Origin of the sequence: Nonomuraea sp. NPDC003709 (assembly GCF_040610775.1) — a bacterium.
Lineage (GTDB): Bacteria > Actinomycetota > Actinomycetes > Streptosporangiales > Streptosporangiaceae > Nonomuraea > Nonomuraea angiospora_A.
This window is the reverse complement of sequence record NZ_JBEXMW010000001.1, coordinates 131,444-153,640: the sequence shown is the minus strand read 5'-3', so window position 1 is coordinate 153,640 and position 22,197 is coordinate 131,444. Positions and strand designations below refer to the sequence as shown.

Sequence of the window (22,197 nt, the reverse complement as noted above, 5' to 3'; positions counted from 1 at the left end):
GCGTGAGCGGAGCGCGTGAGCGTGGGCGAAGCGCGTGAGCGGAGCGCGTGAGCGTGGGCGAAGCGCGTGAGCGGAGCGCGTGAGCGTGGGCGAAGCGCGTGAGCGGAGCGCGTGAGCGTGGGCGAAGCCGACCCCGGGAGCGAAGCCGACCCCGTGAGCGTGGGCGAAGCGCGTGAGCGTGGGCGAAGCCGACCCCGTGAGCGAAGCCGACCCCGTGAGCGAAGCCGACCCCGTGAGCGTGGGCGAAGCGCGTGAGCGTGGGCGAAGCCGACGGCGTGGGTGGAGTGCGTGAGCGAAGATGCGGTGAGCGACGTAGCCTGGCAAGGGTGTTGCTCCGCTCGATCGCGATCCTCGCCGCAGCCAACCTCCTGAACAACAAGGTGGCCCCCCGCCTGGCCCCCCTGACCTCGGCCGCCGCGACCGCCGCCCTGGTGGCGGCGGCACGCAGGTCCGGCCTGTCGTGGAAGGAGCTCGGGTTCGAGCACGGCCGGCGCGGCGCCGTGGCGGGAGGCGCGCTGGCGGCGGCGGTGGCGGCCGTCTACGCCGTCGGCATCGCCAACCCCCGCACCAGGCAGCTCTTCCACGACGAGCGTGCCCTGTCGCTCTCGCGCGCCCGCGTCCTGGAGGAGGCTCTGCTCCAGGTCCCGCTGGGCACGGTCCTGCTGGAGGAGGTGGGTTTCCGGAGCGCCCTGTACGCGATGCTGCGCAAGGATCACGGCACGGTGGCCGCCACGGCGATCTCATCGTCCCTGTTCGGCCTCTGGCACATCCTCCCGGCCATCGACATGGCCCACGCCAACCCCGCCCTCGGCGCCCTGACGTCGGCCGACTCCCCGGCCCGTCTGGACACGGCACGGGTGGTGGCGGGGAGCGTGGTGTCCACGGCGGCGGCCGGGGTGCTGTTCTGCGAGCTCCGTCGCCGCGGCGGCCTCCTGACCCCGGCCATGCTGCACCTGGCCACCAATTCCTTCGGCTATCTCTTCGCTCGCCTCGCCGCCAAGCGAAAGTGACGGAACGTGAGCATTTCCGGCACTCCGGTGGATCTTTGATCAGCCGAGGATGAGGATTCCTGACCCGAAGGGGAAAGATCCTTCACCTTTGATTGGAGCGTTCCATGCACCTCCCACCTCGATGCTTTAACGTCTCCAGCGCGCGCGTCCCGAGGTCGGGAAATGCGTATATCAAGATCACGGGTTCTGATATACGATGGAGGCACGGAGGTGGTGTTGCATGCGTACGGTAATCGACATCGACAAGGAGCTCCTGGAGCAGGCTCAGAGAAAGCTCGGAGCACCGACCATGAAGGAAACGGTTCACACGGCCCTTCAGGCGGTCGTCGACAGGGACGCGGAAAAGGCGAGCGCCGTCGAGGCGTTCGAGTTCTGGCGCACAGAGGGGAGCCCGGATCTGCTGGATCCGGAGGTCATGAAGCATGCGTGGCCACTACAGGACTGATGTATCTCCTCGACAAGAGCGCCCTCGCGCGCATCCGCACCAGCGAGGTGATCGCCAAGGCCCTCTACCCGCTCTACGCGGCGCGAGTCGTGGCGACCTGCAGCGTCATCGACCTGGAGGTGCTCTACAGCGCCCGCGACTTCGCCCACTACCAGCGCATCCTGCATGCGCAGCGCCAATGCATCCAGCTCCCGATGGACCAGGAGGTGCAAATACGGGCTCTGGACGTGCAGAAGCAGCTCGTCGAGCGCTCGCAGCACCGCGGCATCGGGCCCAACGACCTGCTGATCGCCGCCTGTGCCGAGGTGCACGGGGCGACGATCCTGCATTACGACCGGGACTTCGACGTCATCTCCGAGGTCACCGGCCAGCCCTCGCTCTGGGTCGTGTCCCCAGGGTCGGTGCCCTAGGGAGAGTCAGCCCGTGGGGACGACCTGGAAGGCCTCCGCGTAGTGGCCCGAGGCGAAGCCGGCCTGGTCGGCCCAGGCGGCGAAGCGGGTCTTGACGAAGTCGACGAAGCCCTCCACGTGGGCGACCTGGCTCACATGTGACTGCAAGGCCGCGAGCTTGCGGTCCATGGCCTCGGTGACGTCCACCCAGTGGTTGGGGGTCGAGCCGCCCGTCAGCCAGACCTCACGTACGGTCCAGGCCTCCAGGCCCTCCTCCCGCACCAGTTCGGGGAAGGCGTAGGGGTTGCGGGCGTCCGGGTAGACGGCGTCCAGGGCGGAGCCGCCCACCGCGCGGTGGTCGGGGTGGCTGGGGGCGACGTTGTGGTAGTTGCGATCGGGGTGGTGGGTGATGACCAGGTCCGGCCTGACCTGACGGATCACGCGGGAGATGTCGCGCCTCAGCTCGATCGAGGGCACCACGAGCCCGTCCTTGTAGCCGAGGAACCGCACGTCGGTGACGCCGACCGCCTTGGCGGCGGCCCGCTGTTCGGTCCTGCGGAGCTCGGCCATGCCGGAGTTGTCCAACGTACGTTCGTTGCCACCTGCGTCGCCATCCGTGACCAGCAGGTACGTGACCTCGACGCCCTTGTCGACGAACAGCGCCACGCTCCCCGCCGCGCCGAAGTCGACGTCGTCCGGATGGGCGGTCACCACGAGGACCCGGTTGATCTCGGCTTCCGGCAGCATGACTCCCCTTTCTGAAGTTCTACGAAAAGACAACCGGCCCTCCGCCAAAGGCATTCCGGGCGCCGATTGTCGGTGGGGCGTCTTAACCTAGGTAGGTGCCGACCCAAGTCTCTGTTGACCACCCTCTGCTCGACGGCCTCAACCCTCAGCAGCGCGAGGCCGTGATCCATCATGGCAGTCCGCTGCTCATCGTGGCGGGGGCGGGCTCCGGGAAGACGCGGGTGCTCACGCATCGCATCGCGTACCTGCTGGCCGAGCGTGAGGTGCACCCGGGCGAGATCCTGGCGATCACCTTCACCAACAAGGCTGCCCGCGAGATGAAGGAGCGCATCGACAAGCTGGTCGGCCCGCGGTCCAGGGCGATGTGGGTGATGACGTTCCACAGCGCCTGCATGCGCATCCTGCGGCGGGAGGCCAAGCGGCTGGGGTTCCCGTCGAGCTTCTCGATCTACGACCAGGCCGACTCGCAGCGGCTCATGGCCATGGTCTGCAGGGAGATGGAGCTCGATCCCAAGCGTTACCCGCCGCGCTCCTTCTCGGCCCAGGTCAGCAACTTCAAGAACGAGCTGATCGACTACGAGACCGCGCTCGACAAGGCGGGCTCGCACCTGGAGAAGACGCTGGCGCAGGCGTACAAGGCCTATCAGCTCAAGCTGACCGAGGCCGGCGCGATGGACTTCGACGACATCATCATGAACACGGTGACGTTGTTCCAGCTCTTCCCCGACGTGGCCGAGCACTACCGGATGCGGTTCAGGCACGTGCTGGTCGACGAATACCAGGACACCAACCACGCCCAGTACATCCTGATCAGGGAGCTGGTCGGGCATCCCGAGCTGCGCACGACCGACGGCGAGCTGGTCCGGACGGGCTCCGACATGTCCGAGCTGTGCGTGGTGGGCGACGCCGACCAGTCCATCTACGCCTTCCGCGGCGCGACGATCCGCAACATCCTGGAGTTCGAGCGCGACTATCCGGACGCGCGCACCATCCTGCTGGAGCAGAACTACCGCTCCACCCAGAACATCCTGGCCGCCGCCAACGCGGTCATCGCGCGCAACGAGTCGCGCAAGCCCAAGAACCTCTGGTCCGACCAGGGCGACGGGCCCAAGATCGTGGGATATGTCGCCGACAACGAGCACGACGAGGCCATGTTCGTGGCCCAGGAGGTCGACCGGCTCAGCGACGAGGAAGACGTCAAGCCGGGCGAGGTGGCCGTCTTCTACCGGACCAACGCGGCCTCCCGTGTGTTCGAGGAGATCTTCATCCGCACCGGGCTGCCGTACAAGGTGGTCGGGGGCGTGCGCTTCTACGAGCGCAAGGAGGTCAAGGACCTGCTGGCGTACCTGCGCGTGCTGGCCAACCCGGCCGACGTGGTCTCGCTGCGCCGCATCCTCAACGTGCCCAAGCGCGGCATCGGCGACCGCGCCGAGGCGATGGTCGAGGCGCTGTCGTCACGCGAGCGCATCCCGTTCTGGGACGCGCTGCGCAGGGCCGACGAGGCGTACGGGATGGCCACGCGCTCGCTCAACGCCGTACGCGAGTTCGTCGCGATGCTCGAGGAGCTGATCGCCAAGGCCGAGGGCATGCCGCCGTCGGCGCTGGCCGAGGAGGTGCTGGTGGCCACCGGCTACCGCGCCGAGCTGGAGGCGTCGGAGGACCCGCAGGACGAGTCGCGCCTGGAAAACCTCAACGAGCTCATCTCCGTCGCCTCCGAGTTCGAGGAGGCCAATCCGGAGGGGACGCTGGTGGAGTTCCTGGAGCAGGTGTCGCTCGTGGCCGACGCCGACCAAATCCCCGAGGCCGACGGCGGGCAGGGGGTCGTCACGCTGATGACCCTGCACACCGCCAAGGGGCTGGAGTTCCCCGTCGTCTTCCTGACGGCCATGGAGGACGGGGTGTTCCCGCACATCCGCTCGCTCGGGGAGCCCAAGGAGCTGGAGGAGGAGCGGCGGCTGGCGTACGTGGGGATCACCAGGGCGCAGCAGCGGCTCTACATCACGCGGGCGGCCGTGCGCAGCTCCTGGGGGGCGCCGGCGTTCAACCCGGCCTCGCGGTTCGTGAACGAGGTGCCGGGGCAGCTCATCGACTGGCGTACGGATCCGGAGAAGTCCGCCTGGAGCGCGGCCACCCGCAAGGAGCCCGCCGCCCGCCCACCCGCCAAGACCGGCGGGCGGAAGGTGCCTTCGCTGGCGCCCGGCGACCGGGTGACGCATGACGCGTTCGGGCTGGGCACGGTGGTGTCCGTGGACGGGGTGGCGGAGAAGACCAAGGTCAAGATCGACTTCGGCAGCGGCGGGGAGAAGACGCTGCTGCTGGCGTACGCGCCCATCGACAAGCTCTGACCGGCCCCTGACGGCCGCAGGGCCGCCCTCCCTGGCCTTGGGAGGGCGGCCCTGATGTCTTTTACGGGGTCAGCCCTTCAGGGCGCTGCCCTTCTTCCACTGGGTCCAGTTCAGCTGCCAGTAGCTCCAGCCGTTGTTCCACTGCAGTTTGCGCTTCGTACCGGTGATCTTGACGACGTCGCCGCGCTGGGCGATGCCGTAGAACCACTTGGCTCCGGCGGGGGTGGCCCGCACGCAGCCGTGGCTCTGGTTGGAGCGGCCGAGGAACTGGTAGTAGCCGGCGCTCTGGTGGACGTACTCACCGCTGTCGGAGATGCGGACCGCCCACGGGATCTCCTCCTTGTAGTAGCGCGGATCCTTGGGATCCGTCACGCCCATCCAGGAGGAGGTCATGGTCTCCACGGCCTTCTTGCCCATGGTGAGGTGAACACCGCTGGTGGTGAGGTAGACGTCCACGCCGTTCTTGATCAGCCCGCCCCTGCCTGCGCTGATCGGGATCTTCTTGGTCAGCTTGCCGTCGCGGTAGACCTTCATCTGGTGGTTACGGGTGTTGACCACGGAGATCTGCGACGTGCCGACGGCGAAGCGGCGGGAGACGTCCTTGGCACCGGTGTTGCCGGGGAGCTGCGACAGGCGGGCGGTGAAGAGGACCTTCTGGTGAGGCTTCCAGTACGTCTTCGTCCGGTAGATGACCTTGCGCGCCGACACCCAGCGCCAGGCGCCGTCGACCGGCTTCTCCGCCTCCACCTCCAGCAACGCCTCCACGGCCGCCCGGTCCTTCACGTCGCGGTCGAACGTGACGATGATCGGGAAGCCGACGCCTACCTTCTCCGCCGCCTCCCCCATCGGGGTGATGTCGGCTATATCGAGCTTGACCTTCTTTGCCGGTTTGTCCGGCTCATCCGGGGCCGTGACGCTCGCCGCGCCGGCGGCCCGGACCACCGAGGCTTGCTGCGTTTGCGCAACGGGGACGTTCTCCGCCGCACAGGCCGTCATGGCGGCCAATGCGACCAGGACCGGCAGCATCCGGGGGACGCGATTCAAGGGGGCTACTCCTGGGATATGTGCTTTTTCTCCTTTATGTGTGACAACTGAGGCGGGAGTTTTGTGGGCGTACCAACGATAACTATCCCGTAACGTTCCAAACCGGCACGGATGAACCCCCTCCCCACGGGGAACCCGCGCTCGACGCGGTGCCGGGTGCCGGGTGCCGGGTGCCGGGTGCCGGGGGCGTAGGAGCACGGCAGAGCGCGGGACGGGCGAGGCCAGGTGCAGTGCTGTGCACGAGACGGGCGGGCAGTTGGCACGGCGGTGGCCGATGCGGGGTGCGTCGGCGGGCGCGGGGGCGGCGCGAGGGCGGGACGGCGCTGGGCTGGTGGACGGTGATGTGCCGGCGACGGGTGTGGGAGCGACGGGAGGGACCAGCCGGGTGAGGGCTGGCCGCGGTAAGGGAGTGGCCTTATGAGGCGGGCCACGGTGCGCGGTGAAGCGGGCCGCGGAGGGCGGGGCACGGTGAAGCGGGCCGCGGTGAAGCGGGCCGGGGTGAGGGGTGAGGCGGGCCGCGGTGCGCGGTGAGGCGGGCCGCGGTGAAGCGGGCCGGGGTGAGGGGTGAGGTGGGCCGCGGTGCGCGGTAAGGCGGGCCGCGGTGAGGGGTGTGGAGGACGTGAGGGGTGGAGGACGTGAAGGGGTGGGCCTGGTGGGGGGTGGCGGAAGTTGGGGGTTGGGTGGGGCGGCAGGTGGGGTGCGGAGGTGTGGGGGTTAGACGAGGCGGCGGGCGGTGGCCCAGCGGGAGAGTTCGTGGCGGTTGGAGAGTTGGAGCTTGCGCAGGACCGACGAGACGTGGGTTTCCACGGTCTTGACGGAGATGAAGAGCTCCTTGGCGATCTCCTTGTACGCGTACCCCCGCGCGATCAAGCGCAGCACCTCGCGCTCGCGCTGCGTCAGGGAGTCCAGCTCGGGATCGATGGACGGCGCCTCCGACGAGGCGAAGGCGTCCAGGACGAACCCGGCCAGCCGCGGCGAGAAGACCGCGTCCCCCTCCGCCACCCGGCGGATGGCGTCCGTCAGCTCCTTGCCGCTGATGTTCTTGGTCACGTAGCCCCGCGCCCCGCCCCGGATCACGCCGATGACGTCCTCGGCGGCGTCCGAGACCGACAGGGCGAGGAAACGCACCTGGGAGCCGGCGCCCAGGACCCGGCGCAGCACCTCCTGGCCCCCGCCGCCCGGCATGTGCACGTCCAGCAGGACCACGTCGGGCTGGTGCTCGGCGATCGCCTTGACGGCCGTCTCGACGTCCTCGGCCTCGCCCACCACCTCGATCGAGTCGCCCAGTTCGGCGCGTACGCCGGAGCGGAACAGCCGGTGATCGTCGACGATCAACACGCGCGTCATGCCTTCTCCACCTTCATGGTCAACATCACTTCCGTGCCCTCACCGACGGAGGTGCGTACCCGGGCCGTGCCTCCGTGGCGTTCCATTCTCCCGATGATGGACTCCCGAATGCCCATCCTGTCGAGTGGCACCGCGTCGAGGTCGAACCCCTTGCCACGATCCTTCACGAAAATCGTGACCTCTTCACCCTCTACTTCGGCATAGACGGAAATAGCTGGACTCTCAGAGTATTTGGCCGCGTTGACCATCGCCTGCCGGGCCGCCTTGAGCTGGGCGGCCAGCTTACCCGCCGGGTCGAGGGCGATGTCTCCCACGCAGACGACCTCGATGGGCACCCCGTGGGCGTCCTCCTCCTCCGCCGCGATCCTGCGTACGGCGGCCGCCACGGTGGCGTCGGCGTCCTGGGCGGGCTGGTAGAGCCAGTTGCGCAGGTCGCGCTCCTGGGAGCGGGCCAGCCGGGTGACCTCGCGCGGATCGTGGGCGACGCGCTGGATGAGCGTGAGCGTGTGCAGCACCGAGTCGTGCACCATGGCGGCCACCTCGGCGCGTTCCTCCTGCCTGATGCGCTCGCGCCGCTCCAGCTGCAGCTCTTTCCACAGGCCGGCGAGCCAGGGCGCGGCGATGACGGCCAGGCCGCCGACCACCACGACGGTGAACAGCAGGCCGGGTTTGGCCTGGTTCAGCTCGCCCTCCGCGTACAGGAAGCCCGCCGCGCCGATCACCACGAGCACCACGCCGAGCAGCGTGCGAACCCGGTTCTTCCTGATGCTCGTGGTGGCGCCCTGCACCCAGCTCTTACGGCGCTCCGGGTCGGCCTGCTGCCAGAGGATCAGCGCCCCGATCCCGCCCACGGCGAACGGAAGCATGCCGATCCCGCCCTTGGACGCCCCCGTGAGCCAGCTGGCCGCGAACAGCGCCACCCCGATCGCGCTGAACGCGGCCAGCTGGCTCCAGTCCCGCTGCGGCGGCTGCCCCTCGTACGGTTGCCGGGGCGTGACCATCCACAACACGGCGTATGCCACCATGCCGACCCCGTCGACCACGCTGAGCAGCACGAACATCAGCCTGATCACCACGGGATCGAGCGAGAGCTGCGTCGCGAGGCCCTGGGCGACGCCGCCCAGCAGGCGGCCCTCCATGGGGCGCATCAAGCGCCGATAAGGCGCGTCGCCGGTCGGCTCGGCGAGAGTCTTCTGGTCAGCCATAACATCGCCATAGTCACATGTCGGGGGCACTTCGGGCATCAGGGAACAACCCCCGGGTCGGGTCAGGGGTGTCCCGGATGCGAGCACACCACACGTAGGTCCACGATGGTGACATGACAGAAGCTCCGCCCAAAGAACCGGCCGCCCCGCCCCGGTCGCTGCGACGCAGCAACGAGGGGCGCTTCCTCATGGGGGTCTGTTCCGGTCTTGGGCGGCACACCGGCATCGACCCCGTGGTGTTCCGCGTGGCCTTCGCCGTGCTTCTGCTGGGCTCCGGCATCGGCCTGTTCCTCTATCTCGCGGCGTTCCTGCTGATGAAGGAGCCGAACGGCAAGCCGGGGATCATCGAGCAGTGGACGCGCCGCGACTTCGACGCCGAAGCCGTGATGGCGTTGATGACGGCGGTGCTGGCGTTCGGCCTGGCGCTCAACCTGGCGACGGTGTGGCTCGACGTCGGCACCCTGGTGGTGGCCGTCCTGCTCGCAGTCTCGCTGCTCGCCGCCCACTCCAGCGGGGTGGACCTGCTGGGGCTGGCCCGCTCGATGCCCGAACGGCTGAGCAGGAGGCAGCGGCACGCGACCGCCGCTCCCGAAGCCCCGCCGGTCAGGCCCACGCCCCCCGCGGAGCCGTCGCCGGTATGGTCCTCCCCGGAACCGTCACCGGTGAGACAGCCCACACCCCCGCCCACGCCCACGCCCGCGGCGGGGCCACCGCCGGTCAAGGAGCCCGCTGTCCCCGAGCCGGTGCAGGAGGCGGTCGTCCCGGAGCCGGTGCAGGAAGCTGTTCGGGAGACGGCTCGGGAGGACGTCGAGGAACGGGAGCCGGAGCCGCCGACCCGGGTGCACGAGGCCGCGCCACCCGCCCCGCCCGCACCCGCCGGTGAGGACGCGCCCGCCGGTGAGGATGCCAAGGTCACCGCCGAGCACCGGGTCCCCTCGTACCAGTCGCAGCCCAGAACCCGCCTCGACTACACCCCTTACGGCGAGCCGTTCGCGCCGAAGGGCCCCTACCAGCCGCTCGACCCGGCCAAGCGGGCAGCAGGCTACTCGCCGTACGACCCCGCCCTGTACGGCCGTCCGGTCCCCAAGAGGGAGCGGAAGCCGCGCCCGAGGTCGTTCATCGGCGCCATCACCATCCTGCTGGCAATCATCATTGGAGGGATCGTCGTGGCGGTCCAAGCCAGGTCGGCCGCCGGGGTGAGCCCGACCATCGTCGGCGGCGCCGTGCTCATCACGATCGGCGCCGGGCTGCTCATCGCCGCCTGGTGGGGACGCGGGGCCGGACTGGTGGCCGCGGGGACGCTCGTGACGGTCATCGTGGCCCTGGGCTTCGTGCTCGGAGGCATCCCGCGGAACATCGGCGAGTCGGACTGGGCGCCGACCAGCGTGACCCAGTCGACCATGCTGTACGACGTCGGGGTCGGCGACGGGCGGCTGGACCTGTCGGAGCTGAAGCTGGAGCCGGGCACCGAGGTGACGTTCAACGCCGCGGTGACGCTGGGCGAGCTGATGGTGATCGTGCCGCCGACGGCCAGGATCGAGGTGCACGCCACCAACAAGGTCGGCGACGTCAAGGTCGACCATTCGGTCAGGGGCGGCGTGGACGTGCGGTACGACAAGGTGCTCGAGCCCGAGGTCAAGCCTGACGGCAAGGTCTCGACCATCGTCCTCAACCTGCGGGGCGGGCTCGGGGACATGGAGGTGCGGCGTGCCGCGTGACGTCGAACGGCCACGACGCCTGCACCGCACGGACTGGATGGCGCTGCTCAGCGGTGTGCTCTTCGTGGTTCTGGGCATTCTCATAGTGACACGTGCGATCACGGATCCGCTGGTCCTGATCGGGGTATTGGTGCTGGGATTGGCGTTCGCGGGGCTGGTGGCGATCATCGCCAGGGTGGTTCGCGGTAAGTAACCCTTGACCGGGAAAGACACCGGCGTAGTTTCGGGTGTGTCCGCCAATCCCCTGCTCCTGAGGGAGGACGTATGCCCCGAATCACCGTCACCGTCGACGGGATCAAGTACGAGGAGGACGTGGAGCCGCGGCTCCTGCTCGTACATCTGCTACGAGAGCGGCTCGGCAAGACCGGCACCCCCATCGGGTGTGACACCAGCAACTGCGGCGCCTGCACGGTCATGCTCGACGGCAAGAGTGTGAAGAGCTGTTCCGTGCTCGCCGTGCAGGCCGACGGCTGCGAGGTCCTGACGATCGAGGGCCTGGGCGTCAACGGGTCGATGCACCCGATGCAGCGGGCCTTCCACGAAGAACACGCGCTGCAGTGCGGTTACTGCACGCCCGGCATGGTCATGGCCGCGATAGACCTGCTCAGGGAGGATCCCGAGCCGTCGGAGGAGACGATCAGGGAGGGCCTGGAAGGCAATCTCTGCCGCTGCACCGGCTACTGCAACATCGTCAAGGCCGTCCGCCGGGGCGCGCAGGAGATGGGGCGGGCGGTGACCACGCCATGACCGTCCAGCAGGAGGCCGGCCAGGAAATCGGCCGGCCGAGGAAGCGCAAAGAGGACGCCAGGCTCCTGACGGGGCGCACGCAGTGGACGGACAACCTCGTCCGGCCGGGCATGCTGCAGGTGATGTTCCTGCGCAGCCCGATGGCTCATGCCCGGATCACCAGGGTGGACGTGTCGGGGGCGCGCGAGCTGCCCGGGGTCGTGGCGGCCTTCAGCGGCCAGGACTTCGCCGCCGAGCAGGGCAGCCTGCCGTGCGCGTGGCCGGTGAGCGACGACGTCGTCATCCCCGACCACCCGCCGATGGCGGTGTCCGAGGTCAGGTACGTCGGCGAGGCCGTGGCCTGCGTGATCGCGACCGACCGCTACCGCGCCGCCGACGCGCTCGAGGCCATCGACGTCGAGTACGAGCCGTTGCCCGCGGTCCTCGACATGAACGAGGCGCTGACGGACGCCAGCCCGAAGGTGCACGAGGCCGGCAACAAGGCGTTCAGCGTCAAGATCAACTCCGGGGACCTCGAGGCCGCGTTCAGGGACGCCCCCGTCGTCATCGACCGGACGTACATCCAGCAGCGGCTCATCCCGAGCGCGATGGAGCCGCGGGCGGTCATGGCCGACACCGACGGCGACGCGTTCACGATCTGGTCGTCCACGCAGATCCCCCACGTCCTGCGGGTCATGCTGGCCGTCGTGACCGGCATCCCCGAGCACAAGCTCCGCGTGATCGCCCCCGACGTGGGCGGCGGGTTCGGCTCGAAGCTACAGGTCACCGCGGAGGAGGTGCTCTGCCTGCTGCTGGCCCGCAAGCTCGGCAGGCCGGTCAAGTGGACCGAGTCCCGTTCCGAGGGCAACCTGACCGTGCACCACGGCCGCGACCAGATCCAGCACATCCGGCTGGCCGCCGAGGCCGACGGGCGCATCCGCGGGCTGCAGGTCGACCTGCTGGCCGACATGGGCGCGTACCTGATGCTGGTCACGCCGGGCATCCCGCTGCTCGGCGCGTCGATGTTCAACGCGATCTACAAGATGGACGCGTACGAGTTCGGCTGCACGGGCGTGTTCACCACCAAGATGCCCACGGACGCCTACCGGGGCGCGGGGCGGCCCGAGGCCACGTTCGGCATCGAGCGGATGATGGACGAGCTGGCCGCCGAGCTGAAGATCGACCCGGTGGAGGTGCGCAGGCGCAACTGGATCAAACACGACGAGTTCCCGTACACCACCATTTCCGGCCTGACGTACGACTCGGGCAACTACGAGGCGGCCACGGACAAGGCGCTGGCCCTGTTCGGCTACGACAAGCTGCGCGCGGAGCAGGCCGACCGGCGTGACCGGGGCGACCCGGTGCAGCTCGGCATCGGCGTCAGCACGTACACGGAGATGTGCGGCCTGGCCCCGTCCAGGATGCTCGGCGAGGCGAACTACGGCGCCGGCGGCTGGGAGCACGGCTCGGTGCGCATGCTGCCCACGGGCAAGGTCGAGGTCATCACCGGCACCTCGCCGCACGGGCAGGGCCACGTGACGTCGTGGAGCCAGATAGCGGCGGACGCGCTCGGCGTGCCGTTCGACGACGTCACGGTGCTGCACGGCGACACGGCCATCGCGCACAAGGGCATGGACACCTACGGCTCGCGCTCGCTCGTCGTCGGCGGCATCGCCGTGCTGAAGGCGTGCGAGAAGGTCAAGGACAAGGCCCGCAAGCTCGCCGCGCACGTGCTCGAGTGCTCGCCCGAGGACCTGGAGTACGCGGGCGGGGCGTTCAAGGTGCGGGGCACGGACGCGCAGAAGACGATCCAGGAGCTGGCCTACGCCGCGTTCACGGCGCACGACCTGCCGGACGGCGTGGAGGCGCGGCTCGACTCCGACGCCACGTTCGACCCGGAGAACTACTCCTTCCCGCACGGCACCCACCTGTGCGCGGTGGAGGTGGACACCGAGACGGGCATGGTGAAGATCCGCTCGTACGTGGCGGTCGACGACGTCGGCAAGGTCGTCAACCCGCTGATCGTCGAGGGCCAGGTGCACGGCGGCATCGCGCAGGGCATCGCGCAGGCGCTGTTCGAGGAGGCCGTCTACGACGCCGAGGGCAACCTGCTGACCACGACGATGGCCGACTACCTGCTGCCGTCGGCGGCGGACCTGCCGGCGTTCCAGCTCGACCGGACCGAGTCCCCGGCGACCAGCAACCCGCTGGGCGTCAAGGGCGTGGGCGAGGCGGGCACGATCGCCTCGACCCCGGCCGTCGTGAACGCCATCGTGGACGCCCTGCGCCCGAGCGGCATCCACGACGTGCAGATGCCGTGCACGCCCGAACGCGTATGGCGTGCCATGGAAGGAGTGCGGCGATGATCCCCGCGCAGTTCGACTACGTGCGGCCGGGTTCGCTGGCGGAGGCCTGCCAGGAGCTCGCCTCCGACGAGGACGCGAAGGTCCTGGCGGGCGGGCAGTCGCTGCTGCCGCTGATGCGGCTGCGGATGGCGTACCCGTCGAAGCTGGTCGACGTCGGCCGGCTGCCCGAACTGAAGGGCGTGCACGACCGCGGCGACCACGTCTTCATCGGCGCGATGACCACGCACGACGAGATCCTGCACTCCGGCGTCGTCCGGGCCGACTGCCCGCTGGTCGCGCTGGCCACCGCCCAGGTGGCGGATCCGGCGATCAGGCACCGCGGCACGTTCGGCGGCTCGCTGGCCCACGCGGACCCGGCGGGCGACCTGCCGGCCGTGGTGCTGGCGCTGGACGGCGTGTTCGTGGCCTGGTCGCAGGAGGGTGAGCGGGAGATCCCGGCCGCCGAGTTCTTCGTCGACTACTGGGAGTCGGCGCTGAATCCCGGCGAGATCCTGGTCGGGGTGAAGGTCCCGAAACTGGGCGCGGGCTGGGGCTTCCACTACGAGAAGTTTCACCGGACCGCCCAGGCGTGGGCGATCGTCGGCGTGGCCGCCGCCGTCAGGCGCTCCAACGGGTCGATCGCCGAGGCCAGGATCGGGCTGACGAACATGGGTTCGACGCCGCTGCGCGCCCACGCCGCCGAGTCCGCCCTGGAGGGCGTGGAGCTGGGCGACCAGGTGCGCGAGGCGTGCGCGGAGGCGGCGGCCGGCACCTCGCCGCCGTCCGACCTGCACGCGCAGCCGGACTACCGGCGGCATCTGGCCAGGGTCCTGACCCACCGCGCGGTACGCACGGCGGCCGGATCGCCCTGACCACCGAGGTCCGAGGGGGCGCCTCTTCCGGGGCGCCCCCACCCCGACGTAGTGTCGCAACCAGCGGGAAAAGGAGCGGATCGATGGCGATGCGGTTTGAGCACGAATTCACTGTTCCAGTTCCGATCGAGCAGGCGTGGGCGGTGCTGCTCGACGTCGAGCGGGTCGCGCCGTGCCTGCCGGGGGCGACGCTGGACATCTTCGAGGGTGACGAGTTCACCGGCAGGATGAAGGTCAAGGTCGGCCCGATCGTGGTGACCTACAAGGGCTCGGCCAGGTTCGAGGACGTCGACAAGGACTCCTACACGCTCACCATCCGGGCGTCCGGCAAGGAGGCCCGGGGCTCCGGCACGGCCTCGGCCACGGTCAAGGCGCGGTTGGCGCCGGTTGACGAGGCCACGCAGGTGACCGTGGAGACGTCGTTCAACGTGACCGGCCGGCCCGCCCAGTTCGGGCGCGGCGTGATGGCCGAGGTCGGCGGCAAGCTCATCGAGAAGTTCGCGGCCAACCTGGCCGAGCTGCTGTCCGAGCCCACGGTGGAGCTGGTCGCCGCCGCGCCGGGCCCGGAGGAGGAGCGGCACCTGACCGCGGTGCCGACGCCGCCCGAGCCGGAGTCGCGGCCCGCGGGCACGACCCGCACGTCGCGCACGGCCGACGAGGAGGCGCTGGACCTGCTGGAGATCGCCGGGCAGCCGCTGCTGAAGCGCCTGGCGCCCGTCGCGGGCGCGCTCGCGGCGCTGCTGGTCATCGTGTGGGTGATCCGCCGGCTGCGGCGCTGATCGCCTAAAGGGCTGATTTTCAGCAAATACTCCATCAAGTCCGGACACTTCGCCCGAGCTGAGGGAAGTCCCATTTCCGCAGGTGGTCGAACCAGCGGGGGGACGTGGGATGCCGGACTGCACCGTGGTCGTGATCTCCTACAACGACGCGGCCCGCCTGCCCAGGGCCGTGCGATCCGTGCTCGGGCAGTCCCTGCGCGACCTCGAAGTGATCATCGTGGACGACGCGAGCACGGACGGCACGCCGGAGGTGGCCGCCCGGCTCATGGACGGCGATCCGCGGGTGCTCTACCTGCGCAGGCAGGTCAACAGCGGAGGCTGCGGCGCGCCCAGGAACGACGGGCTCGACGCCGCGGCCGCGCCGTACGTGATGTTCCTCGACAGCGACGACGAGCTGCCCAGGCACGCCTGCAAGAGCCTGCTCACCGAGATCGAGCGGACCGGGGCCGACTTCGTGTCGGGGCAGATCTCGCGGCTGTTCGAGTCGAACGGGCGGCTGAGACCCTACTATCCCGAACTGTTCGCCAGGCGGAGGGTGGTGGAGGGGATCCGCCAGGAACCCGACCTGTTCCTCGACTGCTTCAGCACGAACAAGCTCTACAACGTGGGCTGGCTGCGGGACCACGCGCTGCGCTTCCCCGAGGACATCCACTACGAGGACCACGTCTTCTCGACCGGGCTGTACGCGGTCTCGCGCAGGTTCGCGATCGTGCCGTGGACGGTCTACCTCTGGCACCGGGCGGCGACGAACGACTCGATCTCGCTGAGCGTCGACGACCTGGAGAACGTGCGGCAGCGGGTCATCGCGGCCCGGCTGAGCGACGACGTCCTGCGCGCCCACGGGGCCGGGGACCTGGTGCCCCAGCGGCAGCGCCGGTTCGTGCGCCAGGACCTGCGGGTCTACCTCAACCCGCTGCCGGCGCGGGAGCCGGTGTGGGTCAAGGAGTTCGCCGCGGTGGTCCGGCCGTACATGGAGGAGATGCCCCGCTGGGTGCTGGAGGAGCTGGAGCCGCTGGACCGGGTCTGCTGCCAGCTCATCCTCGACGACCGAACCGAGGACCTGCGGGTGGCCGCGGCCTCGCTCACCGGGCCGAGGGCCGCCCCGCGGTCGGCAGTGCGGCTGAACGGGCGCACGTACTGGGGGACGACGGTCTCGCCCGGCATGGACATCACGAAGTTGCGGCTGGCCGAGCTGCCCTTCTCCGAGTCCAGGCTGCGGCACGAGCTGACGGAGATGCTCTCGGACGGCGAGCGGGTGCGGATGACCGTGCGCACGTACGACCCGTTCGGGGCGCTGCCGCTGGACTGGACGGCGGTCCTGGAGCTCGGATCCCTAAAAATCCCGATAAAGCCGCAGCCGTCCGGCGGTGGAGGCTACGTCACCGACGTCGTCTGCAGGCCCACGGGCAGGTGCGAGCCGCGCATCGTCTTCACCAGGACCTCCGACGGGCACACCACGGCCGACCGCATCCTCGCCGACCCGCGGCTGCGGCCCGTCGAGCTGCCGGGGTGCACGGTGAAGGCCGAGGGGTGTGCCGCGTACCTGTGCGTGCGCCCCGACTCCGTCACCCGCTCGGCGCTGCGGCGGGTCAAGCAGGCGCTGATGAGCCGGCTCAACACGCCGGCGAACAAGCTGCGGGCCTACAAGCTGCTCATCAAGGTGGTGCCGCCTCGGCAGAACCTCGCCCTGTTCGAGTCCGACGTCGGCAAGGGCTACAGCGGCAGCCCCCGGGCCATCTACGAGGAGCTGCGCCGCCGCGACCTGCCGATCGACGTGGTCTGGTCGGTGGCCAAGGGGCGCCGGAACTTCCCGGCCGACGCGCGGCTCGTCCGGCGCGGGAGCTGGGCCTACGTCTGGACGATGGCCAGGGCCGGGATCTGGGTGGACAGCCACGGGTTCCCGCTGGACTACCCGAAGCCGCACGGCACCCGCTACCTGCAGACCTGGCATGGGCAGGGGATCAAGTCGATCGGGTTCGACGCGCCCGACCTGCGTACCGACTTCGACGGGCCGCGGGCGCAGTGGCGGGCCGCGGTCGCGCGGTGGGACGCGCTGGTCTCGCCGAGCGCCGAGTTCTCGCGGGTGTTCCTGCCGTCCAACGGCTATGCGGGGAAGGTCTACCGGTGCGGGACGCCGCGGTGCGACGCGCTGGTACGGGCCGAGCCGGCCGGTGACGTGCTGGAGCGGCTGGAGATCCCACCCGGCCGAAAAATCCTGCTTTATGCGCCTACGTACAGGGATAGCGTCAAAGGCAGCGGCCAGTCCGTACGGGTGGATCTGGAGCTGCTGGCCGACGAGCTGGCCCGCGAGTGGGTGCTGATCCTGCGTACGCACCCGGTCGAGCGCTACAGCCCGCCCGAGCACCTCAAGCACTTCGTCCGGTCCGCCGGGTCGTACCCCGAGATCAACGACCTGATGCTGGCCTCGGACGCGTTGCTGACGGACTACTCCTCGGTGATGTGCGACTACGCGCTCACCGGCAAGCCGATGCTGTTCTACATCGACGACTGGGACGACTACCGGCTGGCCGAGCGCGGGGTGTACCACGACCTGCCCGCCATCGCGCCGGGCCCGTGCGTGTCGACCACCGCCGAGCTGGTGGACGCGCTCAGGCGGCTGCCCGACCTGCACAACGCCTACGCCGGCCGGTACGCGGCCTTCCGCGACCTGTGGTGCGCCGACGAGCGGGGCGACGCGGCCGCCAGGATCGTGGACGACTTCTTCGAAGGTGCGCGATGAGCGTCGTCTTCGCCTGCCTGGACGCCGACACGCTCGGCGGCGTCCAGCGGGTGACGCACACCCTCGCCCAGGGGCTGGCCGGGCGCGGCCACGAGGTGCACGTGATCGGGCTGCACCGGGCGGCGGCGCCGTTCCGGTACGTGGACCGCCCGCTCTACCACCACCACGTGATCAGCCGGCGGCCGACGGAGTCGCAGGGCCTCCTGGCCCGCAGGAGAGCCGGCCGGCGGCTGAAGGAGCTGCTCGGGAAGATCCGGCCCGGCTACGCCGTGATGACCTCGCCGGCCGCGGTGGCCCGGGTGTCGAGGCTGCTGCCCGCGGCGTTCCGGCCGATCGGGCAGTATCACGGCTCGTACGACCACGCCCGCGGCTGCTGGCACCTCGGCTCCATCAAACGGCACTACCCCGGCCTCGACCAGGCGGTCTTCCTCAGCGAGGACGACGCCCGGCTGTTCTCCGAGCACGCGCTGCTGCCCAACGCCTGGGCCCTGCCGAACCCCCTGGCCCACTGGCCGGAGGAGCTCTCCGCGCTCGACGCGCCCCGCGTCCTCGGCGTGGGCCGGTTGGAAGGGGTCAAGCGGTTCGACCGGCTGATCAGCGCGTTCGCCCGCTCGGGCGCGCCGCCCCCGTGGGAGCTGCACCTGATCGGCGACGGCACCGAGCTGGACCGGCTGCGCGAGCACGCGCACGGGGAGGGTGTCGGCGACCGCGTGGTCTTCAAGGGGCTGGTGCCGAGTGACCGGATGCCCGCCGAATACCTGAACGCCTCCGTCCTGGGCCTGACCAGCGGGCACGAGGGGCTGCCCGTCGTGCTGCTGGAGTCGGCCGCGCACGGGGTGCCGTCGGTGGCGTTCGACGTGTCGGGCGGCGTGCGCTCCGCCGGGTCCCTGCTGGTGCCGCCGGGGGACGTGGACGCGTTCGCGACCGCGCTGGGCGGGCTGGTCGCCTCCTGGGAGGAGCGGCGGCGGCTGGGGGCCGACGCCCGCGCACGGGCCGAGGCGTTCCGCCTCGACCACGTGCTCGACGGCTGGGAGCGGCTGTTCGCCCACATCCGGCGCTAGACGGCGCTTCAGACCGGCTCGGCCAGCTCCGTACGGTGCTGAGGCACGCCCGCCAGGGAGCGCTGGCGCGCGGTGAGCATCGCGCCCACGGGGCTCGGCTCGCGCAGCCGGTTGAACCGGTCGCGCATCTGCTTGCGCATCCGGCTGGCCTTGCGCTTCTGCATGGTCTTCTGGCAGGCCGTCACGTGCTCCTTGGCCGGCTTGGGCGCGCCGGTCAGCTCGTACCCCATGGACTCCAGGCGGTCGCCGAGCATGTGCTCGCACAGCGCGATCTCCCAGTCGTCCAGCCGGTTCGCCCAGCTCCCGACGCGGCTGCGGATGACCTCGCCGTGCGTGTTGCTGTGCCAGACCTTGTGCTGGGGCACCGCCACGCTGGCCGCCTCGCGCGGGGAGATCATCGAGGCCGAGAACTCCTCGTCGAGGAAGTGGCAGAGCTTCTTCAGCTCGGTCATCGGGTCGTCGGTGAGGTCCTCGTATCGCAGCTCGTAGTACGTGTCCTCGCCCAGCGTGCGCTTGAGCCGGCCGCCCGCGTCGATGGCCTCGGCCCAGGTGGCGACCGCGTGGAAGGAGTCCAGCGTGTACCAGGGCATCTCCTTCAGCGAGGCCACGCAGTCGCGGCCGTCCCTGATGAGGTGGATGAACTGGGCGTCGGGGAAGAGCCTGAGCAGCAGGTCGACCTGCTTGACGTAGCTGGGCCGCTTGTCGCCCCAGCGGACCTTGTCGAACCGGTCGGCGTACATGCGGAAGGCCGTCCCGATCACCGATCCCAGCGAGCCGGGCCCCTCCACTGCCTGCCTGACGAAGTCGTCTTTGTCGATCTTGAGCTCGCGGAACTTCGTGCTGCGGTCGGTCGCGATCCACTGCGCCAGCGCGCGGCGGCGGGAGACGATCCGCAGGTCGCCCCACGTCCGGCGGCGGTAGTAGGCGGGAATGAGGAATCGCGTCTCCGGCGGCACCGCCATGCGGGGGTGCGAGTGGAGCATGAGCTGGAGCATCGTGGTGCCGGACCGCGGACATCCAATGACGAAGACTGGCCGGTCGGACATTTCGTAGTAACCCCCGAAAACTAGACGAGAACGTGCTCTCGGCTCTCCTGAGAGGAGGGCACACCGTGCCTGCGCGTGAAGCGCCACAACCGGTAGACAAGGAAGACCTCGTTGACCAGCAGCAGCGCCCCGGCCACCGCGGCGAGCGGGATCAGCGCCCATGCCCCCGCAAGGGGCGCGACCACGAACACCGCGGCGTGAAACTCGATGCCGCTGATCAGGTGCGAGCGGACCCGGTGCCGGGCCAGGAACCTGTTGAACCGCCTGGGGAAGCTGCGCGGCCGGCGTGGCCTCGGGACGAGAGCCACCCGCTCGAGAGAGTCGATGTCCTCCTCGGACTCGGGCTCAGGCTCGCGCTCCCCCCGCTCCTCCCTGACGGCATCGCGGACGCGCTTCATCTGCGGCGCGTTGACGTACCGGAAAAGGTCCAGTACGGCCACCGCCGCCCCGAGCACGACGTAGCGCACATCCGAGGTGAGGGCGTACTGCCCGTATGCCAGCCCCCCGGCACACAGGACCACCCTGACCCGGTCCCCCACGTAGTCGAGCCAGAGGCCGAACGGCGTGCCCGTGCCCTTCAGCCGGGCGATTTTGCCGTCCACGCAGTCGATCATGAAGCTGAGATAGAAAACCACGGCGCCCGCTACGTGGTGGTTCAGGGCGAAACAGGTGGCCGACACCGCACCGAGGACCAGCGAAAGCACGGTGAGGCCGTTGGGCGTCAGCTGGGTGTGGTTGGCGATGGGAAGGGCGACCCGGCAGGCGACCGGGTCCACGAAGTAAACGGTCCACCAGGAATCTCTCCGCTTGCGTGTCTCGAAGACGTCATCGAGCGAATAGGTCCTCATGGACTCCAGCATGACCACGCGACGCGCCTGATCGATTACTGTCTGGAACTACTGGGTGATGTCCATGCCGCTTCTTGACCAACCCGGCACGGAAAACCGCCACGCGGAGTTCGCGTCCCCGTCCCTGAACCAGCTCTTGAGCACGAGGCCGCGGGTCTCGGCGCGCACCATGAGGCGCCAGGTCGGCCCGCCGCCTTCGAGCCGCTTGGGGTCGAAGGCGGCGGAGACGCCGTGGCGGCCGGCGCGCCGCACCTCCAGCGGCACCCGGCGACGGCCGTCGCTGAGCCACAGGCTGACCTTGCCGACCTTGCGGTCGACCCGGTGGAGCGCCACCTGCCCGCGCAGGCGGTATTCGGACCCGGTCCACGCGCACTCCTCGACCCTGGCGACCACTTTGAGCTCGTCGCGGGCGTCGAACACCTCGTCGGGGATCCGGAGCCGGCGGCGCTTGCGGAAGAAGGGATAGTCGCCGTACCAGTTGGTGACGCGCAGCCCCCGCGGCACGATGCGGGTGCCGTCCTCGCAGGTGCGCCGGAACTCGCGTACCTTGCGCAGCTCGGCCACCAGGCCGCGCCTGAGCAGGTGCAGCTCCAGGCGGCGCAGCGACGGCGCGGTGGCCAGCGCCTTCGGGCTCAGCGTGGCCAGCCACGCGTCGGCCAGCTCCAGCAGCGCCCCCGGCTCATCGCTCTCCTCCAGCGCCTGGAACAGGAACACGATGTCCTTCTCCAGCACCAGCGCGTCGAAGCCGTCGAGCAGCTCGGGCGCCCGCTCGTCGAGGAAGGAGCGGACCGCGCGGATGGCGGCCAGCCGGTCCCACAGGTTGGGCAGCTCGGCCCGGCGCTGCGTGATCGAGGTCTCCCCCGCGTCCCGCTTGCGCCAGTGGTAGACCACGTCGCCGACCATGTCGACGCTGCCGGCCAGGACGTGCGCCTGCATGGCGACGGGCACGTCCTCGTAGATGCCGGCGGGGAAGGCCAGCGCGTTGCGCTCCCAGAAGTCGCGCCGGTAGACCTTGTTCCACACCGTACGGTCCCTGACCAGCACCTGCTTGTCGGTGATGTGGGTGCACAGCTCCGGCCGCCTGAACACCTTCTCGTGCAGGATCGACTCCTCCAGCACGCCGTCCACGAGCCGCGCCACCGCGCCGCACGCCAGGTCGGAGCCGGTCTCCGCGAGCGTGCCGACGAGCCGCTCGTACGCCTCCGGCGGCACGACGTCGTCGCTGTCGGCGAACGCGAGATAGGTGCCGCGGGCCTGCCGGATCCCCACGTTGCGCGCGGGACCCGGCCCCAGGTTGTCCCGCTGGTCGATGAGGACGAAGCGGCCGTCCCGCGCGACGAAGTCGGCGGCGACGCGCCGGCTGCCGTCGTCGGAGCCGTCGTTGACCAGGATGACCTCGATGTCGTCCAGGGTCTGGGTGGCCAGCGACTTCAGGCATTCCGTGATGTACGGCTCGACGTTGTAGATCGGGACGACCACGCTGAGCAGGGGGATCATCCGATTTGCTCCTTGGCTCTCGGGATGTGGGTT

The 22,197-nt window shown here is 69.9% G+C and carries 19 protein-coding genes; 12 read left to right on the top strand and 7 right to left on the bottom strand.

Annotation, left to right across the window (positions count from 1 at the left end):
• Positions 1-326 precede the first annotated feature (326 nt).
• The 3 genes from ABZX61_RS00805 to ABZX61_RS00795 all read left to right on the top strand — a co-directional run bounded on the left by ABZX61_RS00805 (position 327) and on the right by ABZX61_RS00795 (position 1,865).
• Positions 327-1,010, top strand: coding sequence for a CPBP family intramembrane glutamic endopeptidase (locus tag ABZX61_RS00805; protein ID WP_355190396.1), 684 nt, complete (start codon positions 327-329; stop codon positions 1,008-1,010).
• Positions 1,011-1,230: 220 nt separating this feature from the next.
• Complete coding sequence (locus ABZX61_RS00800) at positions 1,231-1,455, top strand: type II toxin-antitoxin system VapB family antitoxin (RefSeq protein WP_355190394.1); 225 nt, start codon at positions 1,231-1,233, stop codon at positions 1,453-1,455.
• Positions 1,437-1,865: a PIN domain nuclease gene (locus ABZX61_RS00795; RefSeq protein ID WP_355190392.1), complete on the top strand. Its 429-nt coding sequence runs from the start codon at positions 1,437-1,439 to the stop codon at positions 1,863-1,865. The genes ABZX61_RS00800 and ABZX61_RS00795 overlap by 19 nt, the downstream gene beginning before the upstream one ends.
• A gap of 6 nt (positions 1,866-1,871) precedes the next feature.
• Here the strand turns inward: ABZX61_RS00795 and ABZX61_RS00790 are convergent, their stop codons facing one another.
• Positions 1,872-2,591 carry a PIG-L deacetylase family protein gene (locus ABZX61_RS00790; protein WP_350731177.1) on the bottom strand — a complete coding sequence of 240 codons (720 nt, stop codon included), beginning with the start codon at positions 2,589-2,591 and terminating at the stop codon, positions 1,872-1,874.
• A 125-nt stretch (positions 2,592-2,716) separates the two neighbouring features.
• On the opposite strand from ABZX61_RS00790, the gene pcrA reads away from it, so the two are divergent.
• Positions 2,717-4,936 (top strand): DNA helicase PcrA, encoded by a 2,220-nt coding sequence (gene pcrA / locus ABZX61_RS00785; protein WP_355191441.1) that lies wholly within the window; start codon positions 2,717-2,719, stop codon positions 4,934-4,936.
• Positions 4,937-5,005: 69 nt separating this feature from the next.
• Here pcrA and ABZX61_RS00780 read toward each other — a convergent pair whose 3' ends face one another.
• The 3 genes from ABZX61_RS00780 to ABZX61_RS00770 all read right to left on the bottom strand — a co-directional run bounded on the left by ABZX61_RS00780 (position 5,006) and on the right by ABZX61_RS00770 (position 8,532).
• Positions 5,006-5,980 (bottom strand): L,D-transpeptidase, encoded by a 975-nt coding sequence (locus ABZX61_RS00780; protein ID WP_355190390.1) that lies wholly within the window; start codon positions 5,978-5,980, stop codon positions 5,006-5,008.
• A 714-nt stretch (positions 5,981-6,694) separates the two neighbouring features.
• Positions 6,695-7,327, bottom strand: coding sequence for a response regulator transcription factor (locus ABZX61_RS00775; protein WP_185070757.1), 633 nt, complete (start codon positions 7,325-7,327; stop codon positions 6,695-6,697).
• Positions 7,324-8,532, bottom strand: coding sequence for a PspC domain-containing protein (locus ABZX61_RS00770; protein ID WP_355190387.1), 1,209 nt, complete (start codon positions 8,530-8,532; stop codon positions 7,324-7,326). The genes ABZX61_RS00775 and ABZX61_RS00770 overlap by 4 nt, the downstream gene beginning before the upstream one ends.
• A gap of 113 nt (positions 8,533-8,645) precedes the next feature.
• Between ABZX61_RS00770 and ABZX61_RS00765 the strand changes: the two genes are divergently transcribed.
• From ABZX61_RS00765 to ABZX61_RS00730, 8 genes are all read left to right on the top strand, one after another.
• The gene (locus ABZX61_RS00765) at positions 8,646-10,250 is read left to right on the top strand and encodes a PspC domain-containing protein (RefSeq protein ID WP_355190385.1); all 1,605 of its coding nucleotides are present in this window, start codon (positions 8,646-8,648) and stop codon (positions 10,248-10,250) included.
• Positions 10,240-10,443: a hypothetical protein gene (locus tag ABZX61_RS00760; protein WP_350731169.1), complete on the top strand. Its 204-nt coding sequence runs from the start codon at positions 10,240-10,242 to the stop codon at positions 10,441-10,443. Before ABZX61_RS00765 ends, ABZX61_RS00760 begins: the two co-directional genes overlap by 11 nt.
• A 71-nt stretch (positions 10,444-10,514) precedes the next feature.
• The gene (locus tag ABZX61_RS00755) at positions 10,515-10,997 is read left to right on the top strand and encodes a (2Fe-2S)-binding protein (RefSeq protein ID WP_350731167.1); all 483 of its coding nucleotides are present in this window, start codon (positions 10,515-10,517) and stop codon (positions 10,995-10,997) included.
• Complete coding sequence (locus ABZX61_RS00750) at positions 10,994-13,342, top strand: xanthine dehydrogenase family protein molybdopterin-binding subunit (RefSeq protein ID WP_355190383.1); 2,349 nt, start codon at positions 10,994-10,996, stop codon at positions 13,340-13,342. The genes ABZX61_RS00755 and ABZX61_RS00750 overlap by 4 nt, the downstream gene beginning before the upstream one ends.
• A complete protein-coding gene (locus tag ABZX61_RS00745) occupies positions 13,339-14,193 on the top strand; it encodes a xanthine dehydrogenase family protein subunit M (protein ID WP_355190381.1) in 855 nt (284 codons plus the stop codon). The genes ABZX61_RS00750 and ABZX61_RS00745 overlap by 4 nt, the downstream gene beginning before the upstream one ends.
• 83 nt (positions 14,194-14,276) lie before the next feature.
• A complete protein-coding gene (locus tag ABZX61_RS00740) occupies positions 14,277-14,972 on the top strand; it encodes an SRPBCC family protein (RefSeq protein WP_355190379.1) in 696 nt (231 codons plus the stop codon).
• A gap of 109 nt (positions 14,973-15,081) precedes the next feature.
• A complete protein-coding gene (locus ABZX61_RS00735; protein WP_355190377.1) occupies positions 15,082-17,712 on the top strand; it encodes a CDP-glycerol glycerophosphotransferase family protein in 2,631 nt (876 codons plus the stop codon).
• Positions 17,709-18,773: a glycosyltransferase gene (locus ABZX61_RS00730; protein ID WP_355190375.1), complete on the top strand. Its 1,065-nt coding sequence runs from the start codon at positions 17,709-17,711 to the stop codon at positions 18,771-18,773. The genes ABZX61_RS00735 and ABZX61_RS00730 overlap by 4 nt, the downstream gene beginning before the upstream one ends.
• An 8-nt stretch (positions 18,774-18,781) precedes the next feature.
• Here the strand turns inward: ABZX61_RS00730 and ABZX61_RS00725 are convergent, their stop codons facing one another.
• Genes ABZX61_RS00725 through ABZX61_RS00715 form a run of 3 tightly spaced genes read right to left on the bottom strand, consistent with a single transcriptional unit; the run spans position 18,782 to position 22,164 of the window.
• Positions 18,782-19,819, bottom strand: a complete 1,038-nt coding sequence (locus ABZX61_RS00725) for a sulfotransferase (RefSeq protein ID WP_350731155.1) — start codon at positions 19,817-19,819, stop codon at positions 18,782-18,784.
• 20 nt (positions 19,820-19,839) lie between these two features.
• Positions 19,840-20,667, bottom strand: a complete 828-nt coding sequence (locus tag ABZX61_RS00720; RefSeq protein ID WP_350731153.1) for a CDP-alcohol phosphatidyltransferase family protein — start codon at positions 20,665-20,667, stop codon at positions 19,840-19,842.
• 48 nt (positions 20,668-20,715) lie between these two features.
• Positions 20,716-22,164, bottom strand: coding sequence for a glycosyltransferase family 2 protein (locus ABZX61_RS00715; protein WP_355190373.1), 1,449 nt, complete (start codon positions 22,162-22,164; stop codon positions 20,716-20,718).
• Positions 22,165-22,197 lie beyond the last annotated feature (33 nt).

Bases quoted from the DNA above. Each gene is read 5' to 3' on its own strand.
- ABZX61_RS00800 (WP_355190394.1), top strand. From the start codon at position 1,231: ATGCGTACGGTAATCGACATCGACAAGGAGCTCCTGGAGCAGGCTCAG.
- ABZX61_RS00790 (WP_350731177.1), bottom strand. From the start codon at position 2,591: ATGCTGCCGGAAGCCGAGATCAACCGGGTCCTCGTGGTGACCGCCCAT.
- ABZX61_RS00775 (WP_185070757.1), bottom strand. From the start codon at position 7,327: ATGACGCGCGTGTTGATCGTCGACGATCACCGGCTGTTCCGCTCCGGC.
- ABZX61_RS00770 (WP_355190387.1), bottom strand. From the start codon at position 8,532: ATGGCTGACCAGAAGACTCTCGCCGAGCCGACCGGCGACGCGCCTTAT.
- ABZX61_RS00765 (WP_355190385.1), top strand. From the start codon at position 8,646: ATGACAGAAGCTCCGCCCAAAGAACCGGCCGCCCCGCCCCGGTCGCTG.
- ABZX61_RS00755 (WP_350731167.1), top strand. From the start codon at position 10,515: ATGCCCCGAATCACCGTCACCGTCGACGGGATCAAGTACGAGGAGGAC.
- ABZX61_RS00750 (WP_355190383.1), top strand. From the start codon at position 10,994: ATGACCGTCCAGCAGGAGGCCGGCCAGGAAATCGGCCGGCCGAGGAAG.
- ABZX61_RS00745 (WP_355190381.1), top strand. From the start codon at position 13,339: ATGATCCCCGCGCAGTTCGACTACGTGCGGCCGGGTTCGCTGGCGGAG.
- ABZX61_RS00740 (WP_355190379.1), top strand. From the start codon at position 14,277: ATGGCGATGCGGTTTGAGCACGAATTCACTGTTCCAGTTCCGATCGAG.
- ABZX61_RS00735 (WP_355190377.1), top strand. From the start codon at position 15,082: ATGCCGGACTGCACCGTGGTCGTGATCTCCTACAACGACGCGGCCCGC.
- ABZX61_RS00730 (WP_355190375.1), top strand. From the start codon at position 17,709: ATGAGCGTCGTCTTCGCCTGCCTGGACGCCGACACGCTCGGCGGCGTC.
- ABZX61_RS00725 (WP_350731155.1), bottom strand. From the start codon at position 19,819: ATGTCCGACCGGCCAGTCTTCGTCATTGGATGTCCGCGGTCCGGCACC.
- ABZX61_RS00720 (WP_350731153.1), bottom strand. From the start codon at position 20,667: ATGAGGACCTATTCGCTCGATGACGTCTTCGAGACACGCAAGCGGAGA.
- ABZX61_RS00715 (WP_355190373.1), bottom strand. From the start codon at position 22,164: ATGATCCCCCTGCTCAGCGTGGTCGTCCCGATCTACAACGTCGAGCCG.